The 16,584-nt window shown below is 30.8% G+C and carries 19 protein-coding genes and 2 pseudogenes; all 21 read right to left on the reverse strand.

Going from position 1 to position 16,584, the window contains the following annotated elements:
* Nucleotides 1-2,051, reverse strand: a pseudogene (locus RSF37_RS13100) (hypothetical protein); the annotation flags it as partial.
* Between the two features lie 36 nt (nucleotides 2,052-2,087).
* Complete coding sequence (locus tag RSF37_RS13105) at nucleotides 2,088-2,468, reverse strand: hypothetical protein (protein WP_332564835.1); 381 nt, start codon at nucleotides 2,466-2,468, stop codon at nucleotides 2,088-2,090.
* Nucleotides 2,469-2,533: 65 nt separating this feature from the next.
* A complete protein-coding gene (locus RSF37_RS13110) occupies nucleotides 2,534-2,797 on the reverse strand; it encodes a hypothetical protein (RefSeq protein WP_332564836.1) in 264 nt (87 codons plus the stop codon).
* Between the two features lie 16 nt (nucleotides 2,798-2,813).
* On the reverse strand, nucleotides 2,814-3,158 hold the full coding sequence (locus RSF37_RS13115) for a DUF6711 family protein (protein ID WP_332564837.1): 345 nt from the start codon (nucleotides 3,156-3,158) through the stop codon (nucleotides 2,814-2,816).
* 12 nt (nucleotides 3,159-3,170) lie between these two features.
* Nucleotides 3,171-6,626, reverse strand: coding sequence for a hypothetical protein (locus RSF37_RS13120; protein ID WP_332564838.1), 3,456 nt, complete (start codon nucleotides 6,624-6,626; stop codon nucleotides 3,171-3,173).
* A gap of 20 nt (nucleotides 6,627-6,646) precedes the next feature.
* Nucleotides 6,647-7,000: a Gp15 family bacteriophage protein gene (locus RSF37_RS13125; protein ID WP_332564839.1), complete on the reverse strand. Its 354-nt coding sequence runs from the start codon at nucleotides 6,998-7,000 to the stop codon at nucleotides 6,647-6,649.
* A complete protein-coding gene (locus tag RSF37_RS13130) occupies nucleotides 6,969-7,349 on the reverse strand; it encodes a hypothetical protein (protein ID WP_332564840.1) in 381 nt (126 codons plus the stop codon). The genes RSF37_RS13125 and RSF37_RS13130 overlap by 32 nt, the downstream gene beginning before the upstream one ends.
* A 13-nt stretch (nucleotides 7,350-7,362) precedes the next feature.
* Nucleotides 7,363-7,821 carry a phage tail tube protein gene (locus RSF37_RS13135; RefSeq protein WP_332564841.1) on the reverse strand — a complete coding sequence of 153 codons (459 nt, stop codon included), beginning with the start codon at nucleotides 7,819-7,821 and terminating at the stop codon, nucleotides 7,363-7,365.
* Nucleotides 7,822-7,829: 8 nt separating this feature from the next.
* On the reverse strand, nucleotides 7,830-8,216 hold the full coding sequence (locus tag RSF37_RS13140) for a phage tail terminator protein (protein WP_332564842.1): 387 nt from the start codon (nucleotides 8,214-8,216) through the stop codon (nucleotides 7,830-7,832).
* The gene (locus RSF37_RS13145; protein WP_332564843.1) at nucleotides 8,216-8,599 is read right to left on the reverse strand and encodes a hypothetical protein; all 384 of its coding nucleotides are present in this window, start codon (nucleotides 8,597-8,599) and stop codon (nucleotides 8,216-8,218) included. Before RSF37_RS13145 ends, RSF37_RS13140 begins: the two co-directional genes overlap by 1 nt.
* Entirely contained in the window at nucleotides 8,599-8,925 is a 327-nt protein-coding gene (locus tag RSF37_RS13150; RefSeq protein ID WP_332564844.1) for a hypothetical protein, read from the reverse strand. Before RSF37_RS13150 ends, RSF37_RS13145 begins: the two co-directional genes overlap by 1 nt.
* 2 nt (nucleotides 8,926-8,927) lie before the next feature.
* Complete coding sequence (locus tag RSF37_RS13155) at nucleotides 8,928-9,290, reverse strand: hypothetical protein (RefSeq protein ID WP_332564845.1); 363 nt, start codon at nucleotides 9,288-9,290, stop codon at nucleotides 8,928-8,930.
* Between the two features lie 37 nt (nucleotides 9,291-9,327).
* Nucleotides 9,328-9,576, reverse strand: a complete 249-nt coding sequence (locus RSF37_RS13160) for a hypothetical protein (RefSeq protein WP_332564846.1) — start codon at nucleotides 9,574-9,576, stop codon at nucleotides 9,328-9,330.
* Between the two features lie 14 nt (nucleotides 9,577-9,590).
* Nucleotides 9,591-10,496, reverse strand: a complete 906-nt coding sequence (locus RSF37_RS13165; protein ID WP_332564847.1) for a capsid protein — start codon at nucleotides 10,494-10,496, stop codon at nucleotides 9,591-9,593.
* 23 nt (nucleotides 10,497-10,519) lie between these two features.
* On the reverse strand, nucleotides 10,520-11,137 hold the full coding sequence (locus RSF37_RS13170) for a hypothetical protein (RefSeq protein WP_332564848.1): 618 nt from the start codon (nucleotides 11,135-11,137) through the stop codon (nucleotides 10,520-10,522).
* A 104-nt stretch (nucleotides 11,138-11,241) separates the two neighbouring features.
* Complete coding sequence (locus tag RSF37_RS13175; RefSeq protein WP_332564849.1) at nucleotides 11,242-11,607, reverse strand: ABC transporter ATPase; 366 nt, start codon at nucleotides 11,605-11,607, stop codon at nucleotides 11,242-11,244.
* A gap of 60 nt (nucleotides 11,608-11,667) precedes the next feature.
* Nucleotides 11,668-11,895: a hypothetical protein gene (locus RSF37_RS13180; RefSeq protein WP_332564850.1), complete on the reverse strand. Its 228-nt coding sequence runs from the start codon at nucleotides 11,893-11,895 to the stop codon at nucleotides 11,668-11,670.
* A 12-nt stretch (nucleotides 11,896-11,907) separates the two neighbouring features.
* Nucleotides 11,908-13,542 (reverse strand): phage minor capsid protein, encoded by a 1,635-nt coding sequence (locus RSF37_RS13185; RefSeq protein ID WP_332564851.1) that lies wholly within the window; start codon nucleotides 13,540-13,542, stop codon nucleotides 11,908-11,910.
* Nucleotides 13,526-15,052 (reverse strand): capsid protein, encoded by a 1,527-nt coding sequence (locus tag RSF37_RS13190; protein ID WP_332564852.1) that lies wholly within the window; start codon nucleotides 15,050-15,052, stop codon nucleotides 13,526-13,528. Before RSF37_RS13190 ends, RSF37_RS13185 begins: the two co-directional genes overlap by 17 nt.
* Nucleotides 15,053-15,054: 2 nt before the next feature.
* On the reverse strand, nucleotides 15,055-16,404 hold the full coding sequence (locus RSF37_RS13195; RefSeq protein ID WP_332564853.1) for a terminase: 1,350 nt from the start codon (nucleotides 16,402-16,404) through the stop codon (nucleotides 15,055-15,057).
* Nucleotides 16,394-16,584 (reverse strand): annotated as a pseudogene (locus RSF37_RS13200) (hypothetical protein); the annotation flags it as partial. The gene RSF37_RS13195 and the pseudogene RSF37_RS13200, both read right to left, overlap by 11 nt.

Consider the following 16,584-nt stretch of genomic DNA (forward strand, 5'->3'; position numbering starts at 1 on the left):
GCCAACTGTGATTTTGCAGTTGCAACATCATTAGCATATTTCTCTGAATCTGCTTTTAACTTACTTCCTACATCATTCGTATACTTATTTGATTCATCTTTAGCAATAGTAATACTAGAATTAATTTTACTTGTGGTTTCTTTGAATGTTTGATTATCTACTTTTAATTTAAAAGAATCATCTAATGCTAATATACTTGCCTTTTGAGTACTTAGTTCTTTCCCATGCTCTTTGATAGTATTATTTTGTGTAGATAGTTCTATATCTAAAGTTCTATCACCTATTTGTACCTTAGTACCTTTAATAGTTTCAGTTGCTCCATTTACTTCTCTTATAACACTATTTATATCTAATTTATTACCAGCTATATTCGCATTATCAGCAACTTTATTATTATTTATAGCACCATCTGTAATACCAGCATTATGAACTCCTTCAGAATCTAGCATTATAGTCTTACCATCTTTTGACCTTATAAGCAATCCATAATCTGTTGTATTATCTTGCTTTTTGTATTCTCCTAAAATAACTCTATTAAGATTATTTCTATTAATTAATATTTGATTACCTACTATTTCTATAGTTCCATCTGCACTAACAATTCTGTGTTTACTAGTAGTGATATCTCCAGCTTCTAATTTATTTACAGTTAGAGAACTTATTTGTGCTGAGCCAATTGCACCCTCTGCTATTATTCCACTCCCAGCAGTTATTGCATTTGCATGAAAGTTTTTTGCTGTAAGGTTACCAGCTAAAGCTTTTTCTACACTAATTGTTTTAGCTTCCAAAGTATTTATTTTAGCACCTTGTGCATCAACTAGATTTATATCGGCCTTAGAAATTATTGCAGTTTGAATTTCTGCTTTTGTTGCATTAAACTCTACAGTACTAATTTTATTAGATTGTAAATCCTTAATATTTGCTTTTAAAGCTATCAAGTCTTGTGTATATAAATTATTTATTTTCGCATCTATTACACTTAGTTCATCTATACTAGCCTTTTGTATTAAAGCCTTTTTTATTGATGCCTGTTCAATAGAATAATTCTCCATTGCTTGAGTTATAGAGCCTTTACTATCAAATTTATCAGAACTTTCTGTTTTACCACTTGCTTTTAATTCTGATTTAATTCCACCATTATAAGTAAGTTTTTGCTCCATAATTAATGTATTATATTCTTTGCCATTTACATCTACTATTGTAACTCTATCCCCTGCTTGAACAGCTGGATTCCCTTGCCAACTTAACGTGTAAGGTCTGTACGTAAAATCTTTAAATTTATTATAAAGATCATTAACAATCCCTTCTGTAATTACTGGATTATCAATTAATATTCCAGTGTTAGCACCTTTGCTAAAAGTCTTTTCTCCCTTTTTAGCTGTTATTTTTTCTATAATATAATCTTTATCATTTGTTTCAAATTTGAAAAATGCATCTGGTGTTATTCTCAATCCAGCATCTGTATAAGATATAATTTCTAACTCTCCAATTCTATTAAACCTAGCAAAACATCCAGATAGAGTTGCTATAATTCCTATTGCTTGTCTAAAACTATATCCCTTTATTTCATCTATAGAGTAATTAGGTAAAATAGAATTACAAGTTATATTAGCTTTTCTACATATTTCTTTTAATACTTCATTGATATTGCAAGGATATTTTAAATCAGAAAAATAAGCTCTTTCTAACTTAATCATATTATCTACACATTCTAACTTAACTTTTTTATTTTTTATTGTTACATCATCAACTGTAAAAATACCTAAAGGAATATATTCTATTTTATTTTCAAGTTCTAACCCTATATATGGTTTTATTGTTGCATCTTCAAAGATAACATTAGTATCAACATCAATTAAATTTATTTCAAATGTATTAGAAACAACAGAGCCTAGTGAAAAGTTATCACTAGGATTAACACTTTCCTCTAGGTTCATATCAATAATATTATCATCAGTATATTCTTTATCTCTTATTATGACTTTACTTAAAAAATTTCTTCCTCCAAGTTTTTCTATTTCTTTTTTATATTCATCTGATACTTTAAACAAACATTAACCTCCTTTCTTTTAAGATTAATGTTTTAATTATTCTTCTAACATAAAATCTATACACATCATTTCGTTTGGACTCATATCATAGCCGGTTAATAAATCCATATTAAATGTATGTGCATCAATTTCAACTACAATTTCTTGTAGATCATTCATATCTTTATTCCAATTTTCTTTTTCATCTTTTTTAATTGCATAATTTCCATCTTCTATTTTTAAGTTACCTTCTTCATCCTTCTCGCAATATTTATCTACTATCTTCTCTCTTTCTTTATTATAATGTTTTAATTCACTTTCTATTTTACTTATATTCTTAGCAATAGCATAAGAAACCTTAACAGGTAGTTTTCTATCACTGATCCCTCCTAACATTCCTACTTTTTCTATTATTTCTTTATTTGTTAATTTTGCCATTTAAAATTCCTTCTTTCTTTTAATTTATTAAATATAAAAAGAGCCTACATTATGTAAGCTCTTAATTAAAATACAAAACAGTTTAATGCTTTCCCTTTCGCGGATGCTTCTGTTCTAAACTTTTGAACTTCTGCTGCAACTGAAGCTGAATTAGCTTTAAATAAATCCATGTCATTTACATAGGTTTGAATATTTGCAACTCCATTTTCTACTAAGCTACAATTCATACTCATAATTTGTTGTTTCATTCCATTTGTTTCTATTTCTACAAGTCCATTTAAATTTGTAGTTTCACTTATTGTACTTGTTACTTTTATTTCATCTGACATTCAAAATTCCTTCTTTCTATTGTTCTATTAAATTAAAAGATAGACCTTGCCATATATTACTTTTAAAATCAAAAGCTGGTGATGATCTATCTCCTGTATAAAATGTTTTTGTTATTTGCCCTTCCTTCGGATCAGGATAAGAAACTGAAAAATATACTCCGCTTATTGCATTTAATATATTTTTAATTTCTTTTGATGTTAGTGGACCCCACTCACATTCTAATTTCCTTGTAACCCTTATTCTATCTCTAAGCATTATCCCTCTAGCATTTCTGTTTGTATTTTCTCCATCCAGATCCAATATAGTTACCTTAAAACTTTTAGGAGCAGTAACTTCTACTCCATTTATTAATAAACTCATTGTTACCCCCTCCTAAATTTTTAATAATTGTTCTCCAGACTGTCTATTAACCTTGTTTATAGTTCTTATAGCAATTCTACCAAAATCGGTATCTCCAACTTTAAAGACTATATCTCCTGTATCTCCAGAACTATTTCCAGTATCTTTATAATCCTTATCATCTTTAATTTCCTTTATAGCTTCAACAATTGCTTCTTTTAGCTTTTCTAAATAATTAGGATCATTGACATTTTTAGTATCATTACCAGAATTCTGACCTAACATAGTTAAATCTGGTTGCTTTAATAAACTGCTTGAATTTAATAATATATTGTTTATTCTTTCAGTTAATTTATTTGCTAATAAATCTAACCCGCCTGTATTATTTTCTAAAGGCACTACGGCTTCTGTTCCTGCTTCACCAACCATAGCTTGAGTTGGTTTATCTACAATACCACCTTTTGCTAAGTACGGCATTTTAGGAATATTGACACCAAAATGACTTCCGCCACCTGCCCAACTAGGAACCCAATCTGGAATGTCTATACTAATACTATTTAATCCATCTATAGCCATATTAACAAGTCCTACAACTGCATTAAGCGGTGCTTTGGCTATACCACTTAATGCTTGGAATGCTCCACCAAAAATTTCTTTTACTCCATTCCAGGCTCTACTCCAGTTACCTGTAAATACACCAGCAACAAAATCTATTATTCCTCCAAAAATTCTTTTAACTCCACCAAAAATATTACTAACATTTCTTAGGAAAGCATTTAATAAATTTCCAAGAACTCCAAAGGATTTACTCCAATCTCGTTCAAATACAGACTGTAACCAAACTTTAAATGCATTAAAAATAGCTTTTATTCCAGTCCATACTTGAATAGCTTTAGCTTTAACAAAATCCCAGTGTTTATATAACAGCACTCCTGTCGCAATAATTGCGGTTATTGCTATTATTACTATACCTATGGGGCTAGTTAAAAATGCAATTGCAACTCCTAATGCAGTAGTAACTGTAGTTGCGATAACTGCTACTACATTCCATGCAACGGTTGCTACTGTCATTGCTCCTTGAGCTACAGTTTCAGCTATTTTTAACCCTGTATTTATTGCAAATTGACCTGCTTGCTTTACCAATTCAACAGTTCCGGTTGCTACTGAAACAATAAAATCTTTAGCATACATCAAAGTTAATTTCATAGTTTCAATTCCATCACTTATTTTAGTTAGTGTGCATGCCCTTAATGCTGATCCAATATTGCTTAAAGCGCTTATTACGCCTCCTGCCTGCTGTATAAATGCTAGTAACTTTGTAACTTTCCAAGCAGCAAAAAATGCACTTACTGTTACAATCATTACATCTAATACAGGTTTTCCGCTACCTAATAACCAACCCATCAATCCACTAAACGCATCTAATACAGTTCCTAGTACATCTGCAATTTTTGCTATTACTGGCGCTATATTGTTTACAAACCAATTAACTATAGGTACAACAAATTGAGTATATATATATCCTGCTAATTCAAATATTTTAGCACCCAGTCTTACAAACCCTTGGAATAAATGACTCCCACCATTATCCCAAACATAAATTAATTTTTGAGTTAAGTTCTCTAACACTCCAGAAGTAGACCTTAAAATCTGCATAAAAGTATTGGCGACTCCTGGTCCAACTTCTCCCCAAACTTCTCTCAAAGAATCTCCCATATGCTTAATTAATGTGAGTACATTTAAAAAGGCATTAGCTAAACTTTGTACTATAGCTGTCCCTATTCCACCTGCATTCCATGCATTAGCAAATGTAGTTCCTATGTCTCCGATAATATTAAAGATGTTTTGTAAGATTTGTAGAATTACGACAAGTATTGCCTCACCAGTTCCATTTGTCCAAACTTCCATAAAACTATGTCCTATTGATCTTATTAATTCCCATATTCCATGTAACGCATATTTAATGCTTGCTATAGTTGCTGCACCTTCTCTAGCCCATGCATTGGCAAATGGTTGAAATATACGAGATATAATATCTTTTAGTTTTTCCACCATTCCATTTATTTGTTTTATTGCTGCACTTGCTGGACTTAAGTCAACATTGGGTGCAACCATAGGCATTGGGTCTACTCCACCTCCGCCTTTTGGTGCCTTTGGAGTTTTATCTGTATCCTTAGGCATACTTAATTTATTTATCTCATCAAACCCAGCCAGAGCACCTTGTATTTTTTTCTTTGTTTTCTCTGCTGAATCTCCTATTTTCCCTACAGCTCCAGAAGTCTTTTTACCTTGCTTCTCCATATTCTTCATTGAAGCTATTGAAGAATTCATTTGTTTAGCAGCTCCGAAACTAGCTTGATATGTTTTACCAAAAATAGCACTTATAAATGCAGCAATATAAGCAGTTGCTGTTGCTAGTCCACTCATTAAAGCGTTAAGTGCTGGAAGTACTGCTTGATATATCGGCATAAAAGCGACCATAAGATTAGTCCTAATTTGATTTAAACTATTAGCAAACTGTGCATTTGTCATTAATGCACTGCCTATATATCCTGCAACTGCGCTTATTCCTTGCATTATAATAGGAAATAATATTCCCCATTTAAACATACTATCTATAAACATCCCCGTTGCACTTCTAGCACCATTCATATTACTTCTATATTGTCTTGTAGTATTGCTTGCATTTCTTAAACTTCTACTGGCATTATTGGCTACATTGGAAGTTCGCTTAATACTATTATTAGTTTGATTTATTCCATTACTTGAAGCTCTAGCAGCACTACTTAATCTTTGGAATTCTGCATCTAAATCAGCTAATTTAAATCCTGCCTTATCACTTTTAGCAATCAATTTATTTATACTAGTTTCTGTTTTTAATATTTGCTCTTCTATTTTATTTTTCTTAGCTTGATTAAAGGTAGAATTATAAGACTGTTTCAAGCTTAATAACTTTTCTTTCTGTTGTTCTATACTTCTATTAGTTATATCTAAGCTACTAGTTAAATTATCAATTTGAGCTTTAATGCCTTCTAAATTAACTGTATTTACTTTTGCCTTTGGTGGTGCTCTTGGACTAGCTGTTTTAGTTGTAGTTTGTCCTGGCATTGGAATATCTTTAACAGGACTAAAGTTTAAAGGTACTTTAATCTTTTTTGCATTAGCCATTATACTTCTTACAGCCTCTAAAGCTTTTTCTTTTATTTCTTCTATGGTTTTAAGTATACTAACTTTATTCTTTTCCATATTAGATTTTATAGTTTCATTTACACTACTAAATGCACTATCTAAAGAACTAGATATACCTTTTGATATAGAACTAAAATCCATTTTACTTGTAATACCTTCTAGCGTTTTACTTATTTGATTACCAATATTACTTGCAATTTGTTCTATTTGTTTACTTATATCTCCACCTTGTATCTCTAAGTCCAATCCAATTTTACCTACTGAATCACCATCTGCCATTATCTCACCTACCTTTCTCACAAAGTAAAAAGCACCTAGTTTTAACTAAATGCTTTTTTAAATATCTCTTGTAATTCTTTTATTTGTTCTGCCTTATCTTCTTCTGATAATTCTTCTATTTCTCTACTTCTCCAATCATCACGAATCTTATGTTGCTCTTTGGTAAAATTCTTTAACATGTCTTCTTCTTCTTCACTTCTAATACTTATAATTTGACCTAGAGGCGTTTTAGGCATTATTCCACTAAGTAATGTGCAGAATTCATCCCAACTCATATCCGGTTCATTTCTAAGCCTTATACCGTATTGTGCAGTAAATGAAGCATCTATTAACTCCCAATCTTCAAATAAATCATACCATTGCTTATTTTTCTTCTTGAAATCGTTCCTTTTCATCTTTACCCAGTTGCTCTATTTCTTCTAGCTCTAAATTAGATATTCCAGCCATTATTGCATTAACTATAGCGTTATATCCTTCTAAACTTAATTCTAGGCTTTCAATATAGTCATAGGCATCCATTCCTAATGATGCTTTTATTATCTTTTCTAACATTTCAATTTCATTTACTTCTGAATCTTCGCCTTTACTTTTTTTCTTCTTCTTATCTTTTTTTGTACTTACTAAAGATTGAATATAAACTGCATTGTTTTTACTATTATTTATTTTATATTTATGAGTTTCGTCAATTTCTAAAATTGGTTTATCATTAACCAATTTATCCATTATATTGTATACTTTTGCCATACTTTAAATCCTCCTATTGTTTCGCTGGTGCTCCTGCTGTAAACTCTGGTTTACCATCACCTTTTAAGTCAAATTCAAGTGGTGCAACCTTAGTACTATCATCACCACCAACATTCTTAACATCTATTACACAATCAAATTTAAGACTTGATCCATCTGGAAACTCGATTGAACCTTTAGAACTACAATCTAATCCATCTTTCCATGCAGTATTTGCAACATAATCATTTCCTGGATCTCCTACACTTCTTTTACCTTTTAATGATAGTGAAAATGCTTTTCCTGTCATAAGTGATCTTGCCCAACCTGCGGTATTCATTGGAGTCCAGTCCTCAACTTTACCATCTATCTTTATTCCGAAGTTTTCCATATCGGCTATAACAACCATATCTTGATCTGCGCTCACTTTACCTTTTGTACCTATCTTAAATTTAAGATTATATACTGGATATACTCCTGTAAATCCTGCCATAATATTACCTACCTTTCATGTATTATATTTACTTCAATAACATACTCATATACGTTATTTTTATCTGTTCCTACACTTATAGGTTCAGTTGTTTTCATACTAAACTGTATTACTCTTTTGTTTCCTATAATTGCATCTTGCCCAAATAGAGCATTATATAATTCTTGTGCCTTTTTCTCTGCTATATTAGCATTTTTTCCCCAATGTACTAGTATGGATATAGCCTTAGTTGAATAGCTTGTATTTGCTAATCCTCCTAAGGCTATATTAGGTTTAGAACCTTGTATACTATAAATACCTATACATTGTTCTTTAGTACCATCTATCTTTCCTATATACCATTGTGGACACTCTATTTTTGTTTTTAAATATTCTCTAACTTTACTTAATAACATTACTTTATCAATCCTTTACTAAACATTTTTAAAAAGTATGCATAAGTATCTGTTACAAATTCCTCATTATCACCATCAATATAACTTTGCATCCATTTACCTTGTGCATTTATATTTTTATCTTGTCTAAAGTTGTATTCTGGATGCCAATATAATCTACGAGCATAAGGAGTATCAAAATTAATTGATGCTTTACCATCTTGTATCCTAGTTAAATCTACAAATCCACTTCTTTCTAACTCTCCTGTATCTTTAGGAACAAGTGCACTCGACTTAATATCACTTAATACAGCTTCTGTAGTTTCCTCCAATGCCTTATTTCTAGCATTAATTATAGTATTTATCTTAGATGTATCTAATTTAATTGTTACCTTAGATTTCATTAGATTAATTCCAATTCAGTACTAAATACAGAGCCATCAGGATTACGTGGTCTTGAAGCCTTATAAATATCTTTTTTTAGAGTTCCTAATTGAACATAACCTTCAATTAATTTATCTGGATTAATATCGCCTTCAACAATAACTTTTCCACTTAAAGTTACAAGTCTACGTTCTGCATCAAGCGTTTGTTTACTCTTTTCATTGTAATTACATAATCCATCATAAATTAAATCTTCTACTGGCTCTCCATCCTCATTTATATAGGTTTGATATATATTTATTGGAGTATTCAGAATCCATTTAGGAAATGGTAATTTAACACCCATAATTATAACCTCCTACTATTTAAGCCTGTTTGAGATATATAATTAATAACTTCTTTAGTTGTAGTTATTCCATTTACAATACTTCCGTTAAAACTAACAGAAGTACCACCAACAGAATAACTACTTAAAGGCATATTAATAAATTCTCCAAACTGCTCTATAAATTCTGCTTGTAAACATATTGCTTTTTTAATTTTATCTTGTTGAAATGGAGATAAGTTTTTAAATTCCATTCCTATTATTCTGTTATATGTTAATGAATCAATCTGATCAGATGCTCTTTCAAGCTTGCTATTAATATTTTCATTTAAAAGTATATTGCCACCAAATGTATCTTTGTAATATGTACTATCTACATAAGACATATCTTCACATCCTTATAAAGAAAAGAAGCCTTAAACATTAAGACTTCTTTAACTCTTTATTTTCAGCTTTAAGCTTTTTATTTTCTTCTTTTAATTTCTCATTCTCTTCTCTTAGATTATTTAATTCATCAACTACTTTTCTATGATCTTCATACGAAACTGATTTACCAGTTCCATAATCTATGATATTCCCTTCATCATCTAAAATATCATATCCTTGCTCTATATAAGATTTCTTTTGAACTTCATCTATTGTATAGACTTTATTACCTCTACTTGCTTTCATTTATATGCTCCTTTCTAGCTTTCTGCTTCTGCATTAATAGCAATACCACAAGCTTTATTTTTAATTAAGAATGTATCTCCATAGTTTCTATTTTGGAATACATACTTATCAGCAGTTCTACTATCTGTGCCTGGAGTAAATACTTTAATATAAGAATATTTACTTCTTGTTACTTGGCATGATGGATGTATAAGTATTATATTAATTTGTTTAGCATCACTTGCAGGAATACATCCATTTGTAAAGTCATACTTTGTTTTCATTCTTGAACTTGGAACCTTAGTAATAGTAACATCATCTAATGAATATACTCTTCTATCTATATTTCCATTATTTTTATTAACATCAATATTTCTTGTTAATCCTTCTGCATTTTTTAGTAATTTGTTAATAGCTGGTGTAACATAAAGTATTCTACCTTCACTTGGAACACCTTCATCATCCATCTTTTCCATTTGAGTATCGAACCAATCTAATACATTTGCTGTAGTTAACGCTGTATTATCTATAACAGCACCATTTGCTTTATATGCCTTAGCTTCTGCATAAAGCTTAGAATATCTATAACTATCCTTCTCTGGTATTGCCTGTTCTGTTTCAAAAACATTTTGAATATTAGCCATCTCTAATGTTAAGTTTGTTTCGTCAACATCCATTGGATCTATTGCAAATTCAATATCTCTATCATGAGATAGTTTCTTTGGTTCCCAATCATTTGACATTGAACCTGTATTAAATCCCATAGCACTTCTATTATGATCCTTATAGCCACTTACTGTAATATTAGGTAGCTTAATAGTTTGAGCATTCATAAATTTAACTTGTGGGTTAGATTGCTCTAATGAATATGAAGTTAATTCCCTTGCATATTTTTGTTGTAATTGTCTTTCAAATTGTTCAGCATAACTGTATACTGCCATTTAATCATCTCCTAAACTTTTAATTATTTATTTCCAAAGGCTCTTGCTAATACATCATCGACATTCCCTTTTTGCTTTTCAGCACAAGCGCCAATTTTAAAACCTTTGTGTTCTTCTTCATTATTTTTTTGTTGCTCACCTTTAAAACTTGGATATTTCTCTAAGATTTTATCAACTGCCTGTTCCATAGAAACTTCATCACTTACAATAGCTTTAGCAAGTATAACAACATCATCAACTGAATTAGCTATAACACCTTTAGATAAACAAGTCACTTTCGCCTCTAATGTATTAGCTCTTTCTTCTGCATTTTGCTTAGCTTTTTCTGCATTAGTTAAAGCTTCATTTTTCTTTTCTTCATCTGTCTTTTGGCTTTCCTTCCAATCTTGATACGCTTTAATCTCATCTTTTGAAAGTTGACCTTTCTTTTCTCTTGCAACTCTATCTTTTATTAGCTTGTCTACATCAGCTTGTGTAAAAGTCTTATCTTCTTTCTCTTCTTCTGGATTATCTTCTTTAGTATCTTCCTTTTCTTCTACTCCTTCATCTGAACCAGCGCCTCCATTCCCTGCTCCATCTTCTGGAGCTAATAACATTCCCATTCCTAAGCTTTTTCTTAGACTACAATTTACTATAAACATAAATACCTCCATTTAAAGCCTGTCGGCTATAAAATCCATGCATCTTTTAATGCCTTAAGCAAGTTTTGGGCAAAATAAAAAAGCCTTATTTCTAAGACTTTAAATTACTTATTATTTGTACCTAATACATTTCTTTCGATTCTATCCTCAACTCTTCTGTTGGCATACATCAATGCAATTTCAATATGCTCTAGTGCTTTCTCATTATACTCACTAGCAAATGGTCCCGCTTGAAACGCCTTGTATCTATCTCTTACTATTTCAAGTAAGTCTGTATCTAAAACACCATGTTGACTTCCTATTTCGTTTCTTGCACCCTTCTGAAATACCAACTTAGTTTCTTTCGGTACCTGTAACCCTTTATCTGAAACTATTACATATTCATGATTAGCACCTCCTGGACCTTCTTCATCAACTGAAAACACTCTATTTAACTTTTCTCTTTTTTGTATTGTGTTTAATTCTTTCATAACTAATCCTCCTTAAATTTTGCATAATAAAAGCACCTACTCTTTAACTAAGCAAGTGCTCTATATTACTTCTATAGATTTTATTTCATTTTCATATATCTCTATTCCATAACCTTGTTTTGTTATTGAAATACTAGCTATTTCAGGCTCATTATCTAAAGCTTGTGTAAAACCACCATAAGGACCAGTAACTACAGTTCCATCAATAGAAGTTACTTTCAACCTAAGATTATTATTAAGTTTATGAGTTTTCATTATAGTTCTTAATGTCTCTACTAAATTAAACATAAAATCACCTCTTTAATTAGGAACTATATGTGTTCCTTTCTTAGAATAATGTATTTTAAAACTATTAGTCTTTGTTTCTAAACTGTCTAGCATACTGACATTAACACCAATTTCTTTATTTGTATTAATAGTTTCTTTTTTATCCCATTCACCTTTTAAAGTGAACTTTATTTCACCAGTCCCAGCATACTTATTAACAAGTTCTTGTGCCTCCTCTAAAGATATAGTTAAATAGCTCCTACCTTCAATGTAATTGTTATGTCCTAATACATGCTTACCTTGCTTACCACTTTCAATTTTTAAAGGTTGAATAGATTTAATATATTCTCTTGTTTCTTTAATTTTAGCACTCAAAGCCTTTTGTTTCAACACCTCTATATTAATGTTATTATCATTAGTAGTTATGCCAGGTATTGCATCTTCCCTATTATAATTTCTTCTAAGCTGCTTATTATCTTCTATATGTTTTCTTAATGATCTTTGTAGCTCTTTGACTTTATTATGTGCTATGTTTTTACTTTCCTCGTCACAAGTACCAGCCTCAAACCTTTTCCATTTTCTAAGTTGTCTTTCATATCTTCTCTGTTTTTGTTCTGCCTCATATGTTTTAATAGCTTCAGTTCCATCTGGTATAGTTGGTATTCTAGTTATACCTGGAAAGTAAGTTATCAATGTATGCCTACAGTTTGGATGTAGGAATCCAGCCTCTATAGCTTCACTTAATAATGAATACTCTCCATCTGATTTACTACCATGACTAAATATATCATCTATTAATACCTTCCCTTGCCAAGGTTCACACATCTTACAAGTATTTGCATGAGCTGATATAACTACTAAATGTAATCCATATTCATCTCTCTTTTTACCTTCTCCTAAGAAAGTAGCTCTTTGACTCGCTGTTCTTAAGCACATTTCAGCATAACTTGCTATATTAACTTGCTTACCATCTTTATAAACTATACTATTTATACCCTTATCTAGAAAATCCTTAGTAGCCATATCTATAGCTTGGTACAGTGTTTTAGTACCACTTTGTAAATATATATGAGTTTTAAATATCGTCTGCCTATATATATCATCCATCTTTCTTAAAACTGACATTTGAGCCTTTTTTAAATCATTACTTACTGTTTCTTGTAATGCATTTAGTTTCTTTTCATTAACACCAAAGAAATTCTCTTCATTTTGTAATGTACTAGGTCTTCCAAGTTCTTTTGATATATACTCTTTAACCGTTTGGGTTTCTTTTATATTCTCTGGAAATTGTACTTCAACATCTTGTATTAATTTATCTACTCTTTCCTGTCCTTTAACAAAGTTACCTTGCAACTCTCTATCTATCGCTTCTTGTATTGGATTATTATAGCTCTCTACAAGTTTTTTGTTTCTCTTTCTGTATCTTTCTAATTCCCTTAGCTTAGTACGTTGCCATTGTTCCCATTTGAAACCTTCTTTTGCTTGTTCCTTCTGGTGAAAATAAAAAGCCCTATGCATAGAAGATATTAAAGCCAGTTCCATTTCCTCAAATATCTTTCTTATATCATAAGACTTATCTTTTTCTTTTTTGACATCACTTTTTATTTTCTTCTTGGTAAATTTATTAATTATATCTTCTAACTTAGATGGATTATTCTTCTTGTCCATCTTCTTCACCCTCATTATCTTTATCTTCTAAATTATAATTAGGATCATCAACAACTTTTGGTTCTTCTACTTCTGTATAACCATTCTGTTCTTTTATTCTTTCTACCTCTTTGTTCTTATCTTCATCGGTCCATGTATCTCCATACATTTCTTCTATGCACTGCTCTATTGACATTACTCCATAACTCTTAGCTTTACCTACAGTTTCTACTACTGCATCAAATGATGGGCTTGCATACTCCCCAAACGTTACTGTAGCTTCATACTCTTTAACTTTTTTACCATTTAATACATCATTAACCTTTAATGTTATTACTGCTAATTGAGGTATCACCTCTGTGAGTATATCTACTATCTTTCCTCTAGTATATAAAGTAGTCTTTTCCTTTTCTCTTTGAGCTTCTGCATTATCTGTCTTCTTAAGGTCTATTCCTAAAGTAGAAGGACTAACAATACCTTGTAAACACATATCAACCGCATTAGAATAGCTTTCAACATAGGCTTCATAGTTTATATTAGCTTGTTTCATATCTATCTCATGCTTTGCATCTTCTGCAAGACTAGAACCTACCTTTAAAAATCTATTATCAAAAGGATTAGGCTTCATCAAGTTACCTGTTCTTGGATTCTTAGGTATTAAATCCTCTGGAATATACTTTTGTACTCTTCCATCTCTAATAGCATCTATCCATTGACTTATAACCTCATCTAACGCATCAAATGAATCTGACTTACTATCAAATATACTTTTCCCTCTACCTTCAAATTTAGATGACTTAAAGAACATTAATGGAATTGCCATTATAAAGTCTTCATTAAATGTTACATCTAATAACCCTGCTGTTTCATCCAACATATTTAATGGTACTTCTCTATTGTTATTATTATATAGATTGTACTTAACATATCCTTTTCCATATGTTTCAGTTAGCTTATATTGTTTATTATCCTTTCTATAGAAAGTATTAAACATTACCTCCTGTAACCTACCTCTTTTGCTTACATATTCAACCCTATCGCCTTCAAAGAATTCGATTATTGGATAAGAAGATACTTCATTATCAATGGATAATTTAAAAGCTCCATCACCATTAACTAATGTTGTAGCAATTATATCTCCTAATGCATCATCAAACTTATTATCTTCTCGTATCTCTTCCCATAGAGTATTATCACTTTCACCATTTATTTCTATGCTATCTAAGTCAGATACTACGATATCACTTAACTTATCAGCTATCATTGCAGGTAAGCCACTATGTATTTTCCTTATACTTAAATCTTCACTTGGTACAGCACTCCAAAACCTAGCTTTATTTACTGGATCTCCACTAACATTCTTGAAAAACTGATCTAGTTCATAAGGTTCTCCCCTATACCATAGCTTATTTCTTATTATATTAGTTTCATAAGTATATGCTTCTTGTATAGTTATTGGATTTGATAACGCTGGTTGAACATTCAGATACTTAATTGCTGCTTGTGTTAACATACTCTTAAACCACCCCATTTCTATTCCTCCTTGTAGTCTCCTATTAGCTTCCTAAATGGTATCCATGCATACTGTGAACTATTAACTGTATGGTCGTTTGCATCTTCTGGCTCGTATTTATCTTCTTTCCAGCTATAGCATTCCATTTCTCTTATATGTTCTTTACAAGTGTCTACAACATAGTAAAATATTCTCTTATTAATATTTATCCAACCTAACATAAGATGTATTCTATCTAGTATTGTTACTTTCTTATAAGAGTTAACAAAGTTATACATACATGCATTAGTTCTTTTAAACTTTTTAAGTTCCATTATTGTTGCTTGGTCTGCTGAATCTATAAATACATCTCTAGCAAATCCCCACTCTTTTCTGTTTCGCTCTAAAAACTTATAAAACTTAGGGGCTATATCACTAGGTGCTAAAGGTGTTTCTAAATCCTTATTGTTATATACTTCTTCATTTAATATTATTAACTCTTTCTTATCTGTAATGCCTAAAAAAGTAAATGCGAATGTATCTGGGCTATTCTGTGAATATGCCGTATCAAGTCCTGCTGTAAATTGTACAAACTTCATTCCCTTGGCTTTTTCTTTAGTGATTACATTATTCTTTCTTTCAAAGTTAGAGAATATAAGTCCTGTTGCTCTACCTCGTAAACCTAATATCTTATTCTTATATAGCTTTGTACCTTTAGGAGCACTTGTCTTCTTCTTTTCTATATCTTCATCACTCAATGATGCATTATCATTAAAAGAAAAGAACCAATATGTCCAGTTAGGTTTTTCCTCACTGTTCAATTGGTCCTGTATTTCTCTTGGAACATCATTTTTATATTTTTCTAAGGGTCTACTGCAATTAATAAACTCTGAATAAATTGGCAAATTAGGATCATCTGGATTCAGTGTTACCATTAAGTAATCATTTCTAGTACATATTTCTCTTACAAACTCTATCGATGCTGTGTTAACTTCATCTATAAGTACGCACCCAAATTGAGAGCCTAGAGCCATCTTCCACTTATCAGCATTATCATAACCTAGTATATAAATTACTTTATCTCCCTTGGGTGTATGATAGAGAATATGTGGTATTTTATTATCTTTATCTCCATTACCGTTATATCTAACTAAATCACCAAACACATCAGTTATTCCATATTCTTTTTGTATAATATTCTTTTCACATACTCCTGTTGTTTTAGATGCTATAACGTGCATTTTCTTATTAGATTGCGCAACCTTTAGCATAAACTTAAGTATTCCTACTGTAGTTTTTCCTGCTGCTGTTGTACCTTCTAGACATTCTACTGGAGCATTATGTTTTAAAAATGCTTTATACTTTGGAGATAATTTATATTCATTGTTCATTGTCCTCGTCCTCTAATTGATTCAGTATAGAATCTAACTTAGCTGTAGAGTTTACATTAACATTTGTATCTTTTTCAATCTTATCTACAAATAATCTATATCTCTTACCTAATAGCTCTGCTGCTTTTGTTCTATCTTGAAGTGATGCATCTAGTCCGAATTGGTCTTTTTCTTCTCCTC

The organism is Clostridium sp. (assembly GCF_036643715.1).
Taxonomy (GTDB): Bacteria; Bacillota; Clostridia; order Clostridiales; family Clostridiaceae; genus Clostridium.

Coding starts and splice junctions, on each gene's coding strand:
- RSF37_RS13160 (WP_332564846.1), bottom strand. CDS start 9,576: ATGAAAGCAAGTAGAGGTAATAAAGTCTATACAATAGATGAAGTTCAA.
- RSF37_RS13145 (WP_332564843.1), bottom strand. CDS start 8,599: ATGAAATCTAAGGTAACAATTAAATTAGATACATCTAAGATAAATACT.
- RSF37_RS13135 (WP_332564841.1), bottom strand. CDS start 7,821: ATGGCAGGATTTACAGGAGTATATCCAGTATATAATCTTAAATTTAAG.
- RSF37_RS13150 (WP_332564844.1), bottom strand. CDS start 8,925: ATGGGTGTTAAATTACCATTTCCTAAATGGATTCTGAATACTCCAATA.
- RSF37_RS13165 (WP_332564847.1), bottom strand. CDS start 10,496: ATGGCAGTATACAGTTATGCTGAACAATTTGAAAGACAATTACAACAA.
- RSF37_RS13175 (WP_332564849.1), bottom strand. CDS start 11,607: ATGAAAGAATTAAACACAATACAAAAAAGAGAAAAGTTAAATAGAGTG.
- RSF37_RS13125 (WP_332564839.1), bottom strand. CDS start 7,000: ATGAAAAGGAACGATTTCAAGAAGAAAAATAAGCAATGGTATGATTTA.
- RSF37_RS13140 (WP_332564842.1), bottom strand. CDS start 8,216: ATGTTATTAAGTAAAGTTAGAGAATATTTAAAAACAAAAATAGAGTGT.
- RSF37_RS13110 (WP_332564836.1), bottom strand. CDS start 2,797: ATGTCAGATGAAATAAAAGTAACAAGTACAATAAGTGAAACTACAAAT.
- RSF37_RS13180 (WP_332564850.1), bottom strand. CDS start 11,895: ATGTTTAATTTAGTAGAGACATTAAGAACTATAATGAAAACTCATAAA.
- RSF37_RS13170 (WP_332564848.1), bottom strand. CDS start 11,137: ATGTTTATAGTAAATTGTAGTCTAAGAAAAAGCTTAGGAATGGGAATG.
- RSF37_RS13105 (WP_332564835.1), bottom strand. CDS start 2,468: ATGGCAAAATTAACAAATAAAGAAATAATAGAAAAAGTAGGAATGTTA.
- RSF37_RS13190 (WP_332564852.1), bottom strand. CDS start 15,052: ATGGGGTGGTTTAAGAGTATGTTAACACAAGCAGCAATTAAGTATCTG.
- RSF37_RS13130 (WP_332564840.1), bottom strand. CDS start 7,349: ATGGCAAAAGTATACAATATAATGGATAAATTGGTTAATGATAAACCA.
- RSF37_RS13155 (WP_332564845.1), bottom strand. CDS start 9,290: ATGTCTTATGTAGATAGTACATATTACAAAGATACATTTGGTGGCAAT.
- RSF37_RS13185 (WP_332564851.1), bottom strand. CDS start 13,542: ATGGACAAGAAGAATAATCCATCTAAGTTAGAAGATATAATTAATAAA.
- RSF37_RS13195 (WP_332564853.1), bottom strand. CDS start 16,404: ATGAACAATGAATATAAATTATCTCCAAAGTATAAAGCATTTTTAAAA.
- RSF37_RS13115 (WP_332564837.1), bottom strand. CDS start 3,158: ATGAGTTTATTAATAAATGGAGTAGAAGTTACTGCTCCTAAAAGTTTT.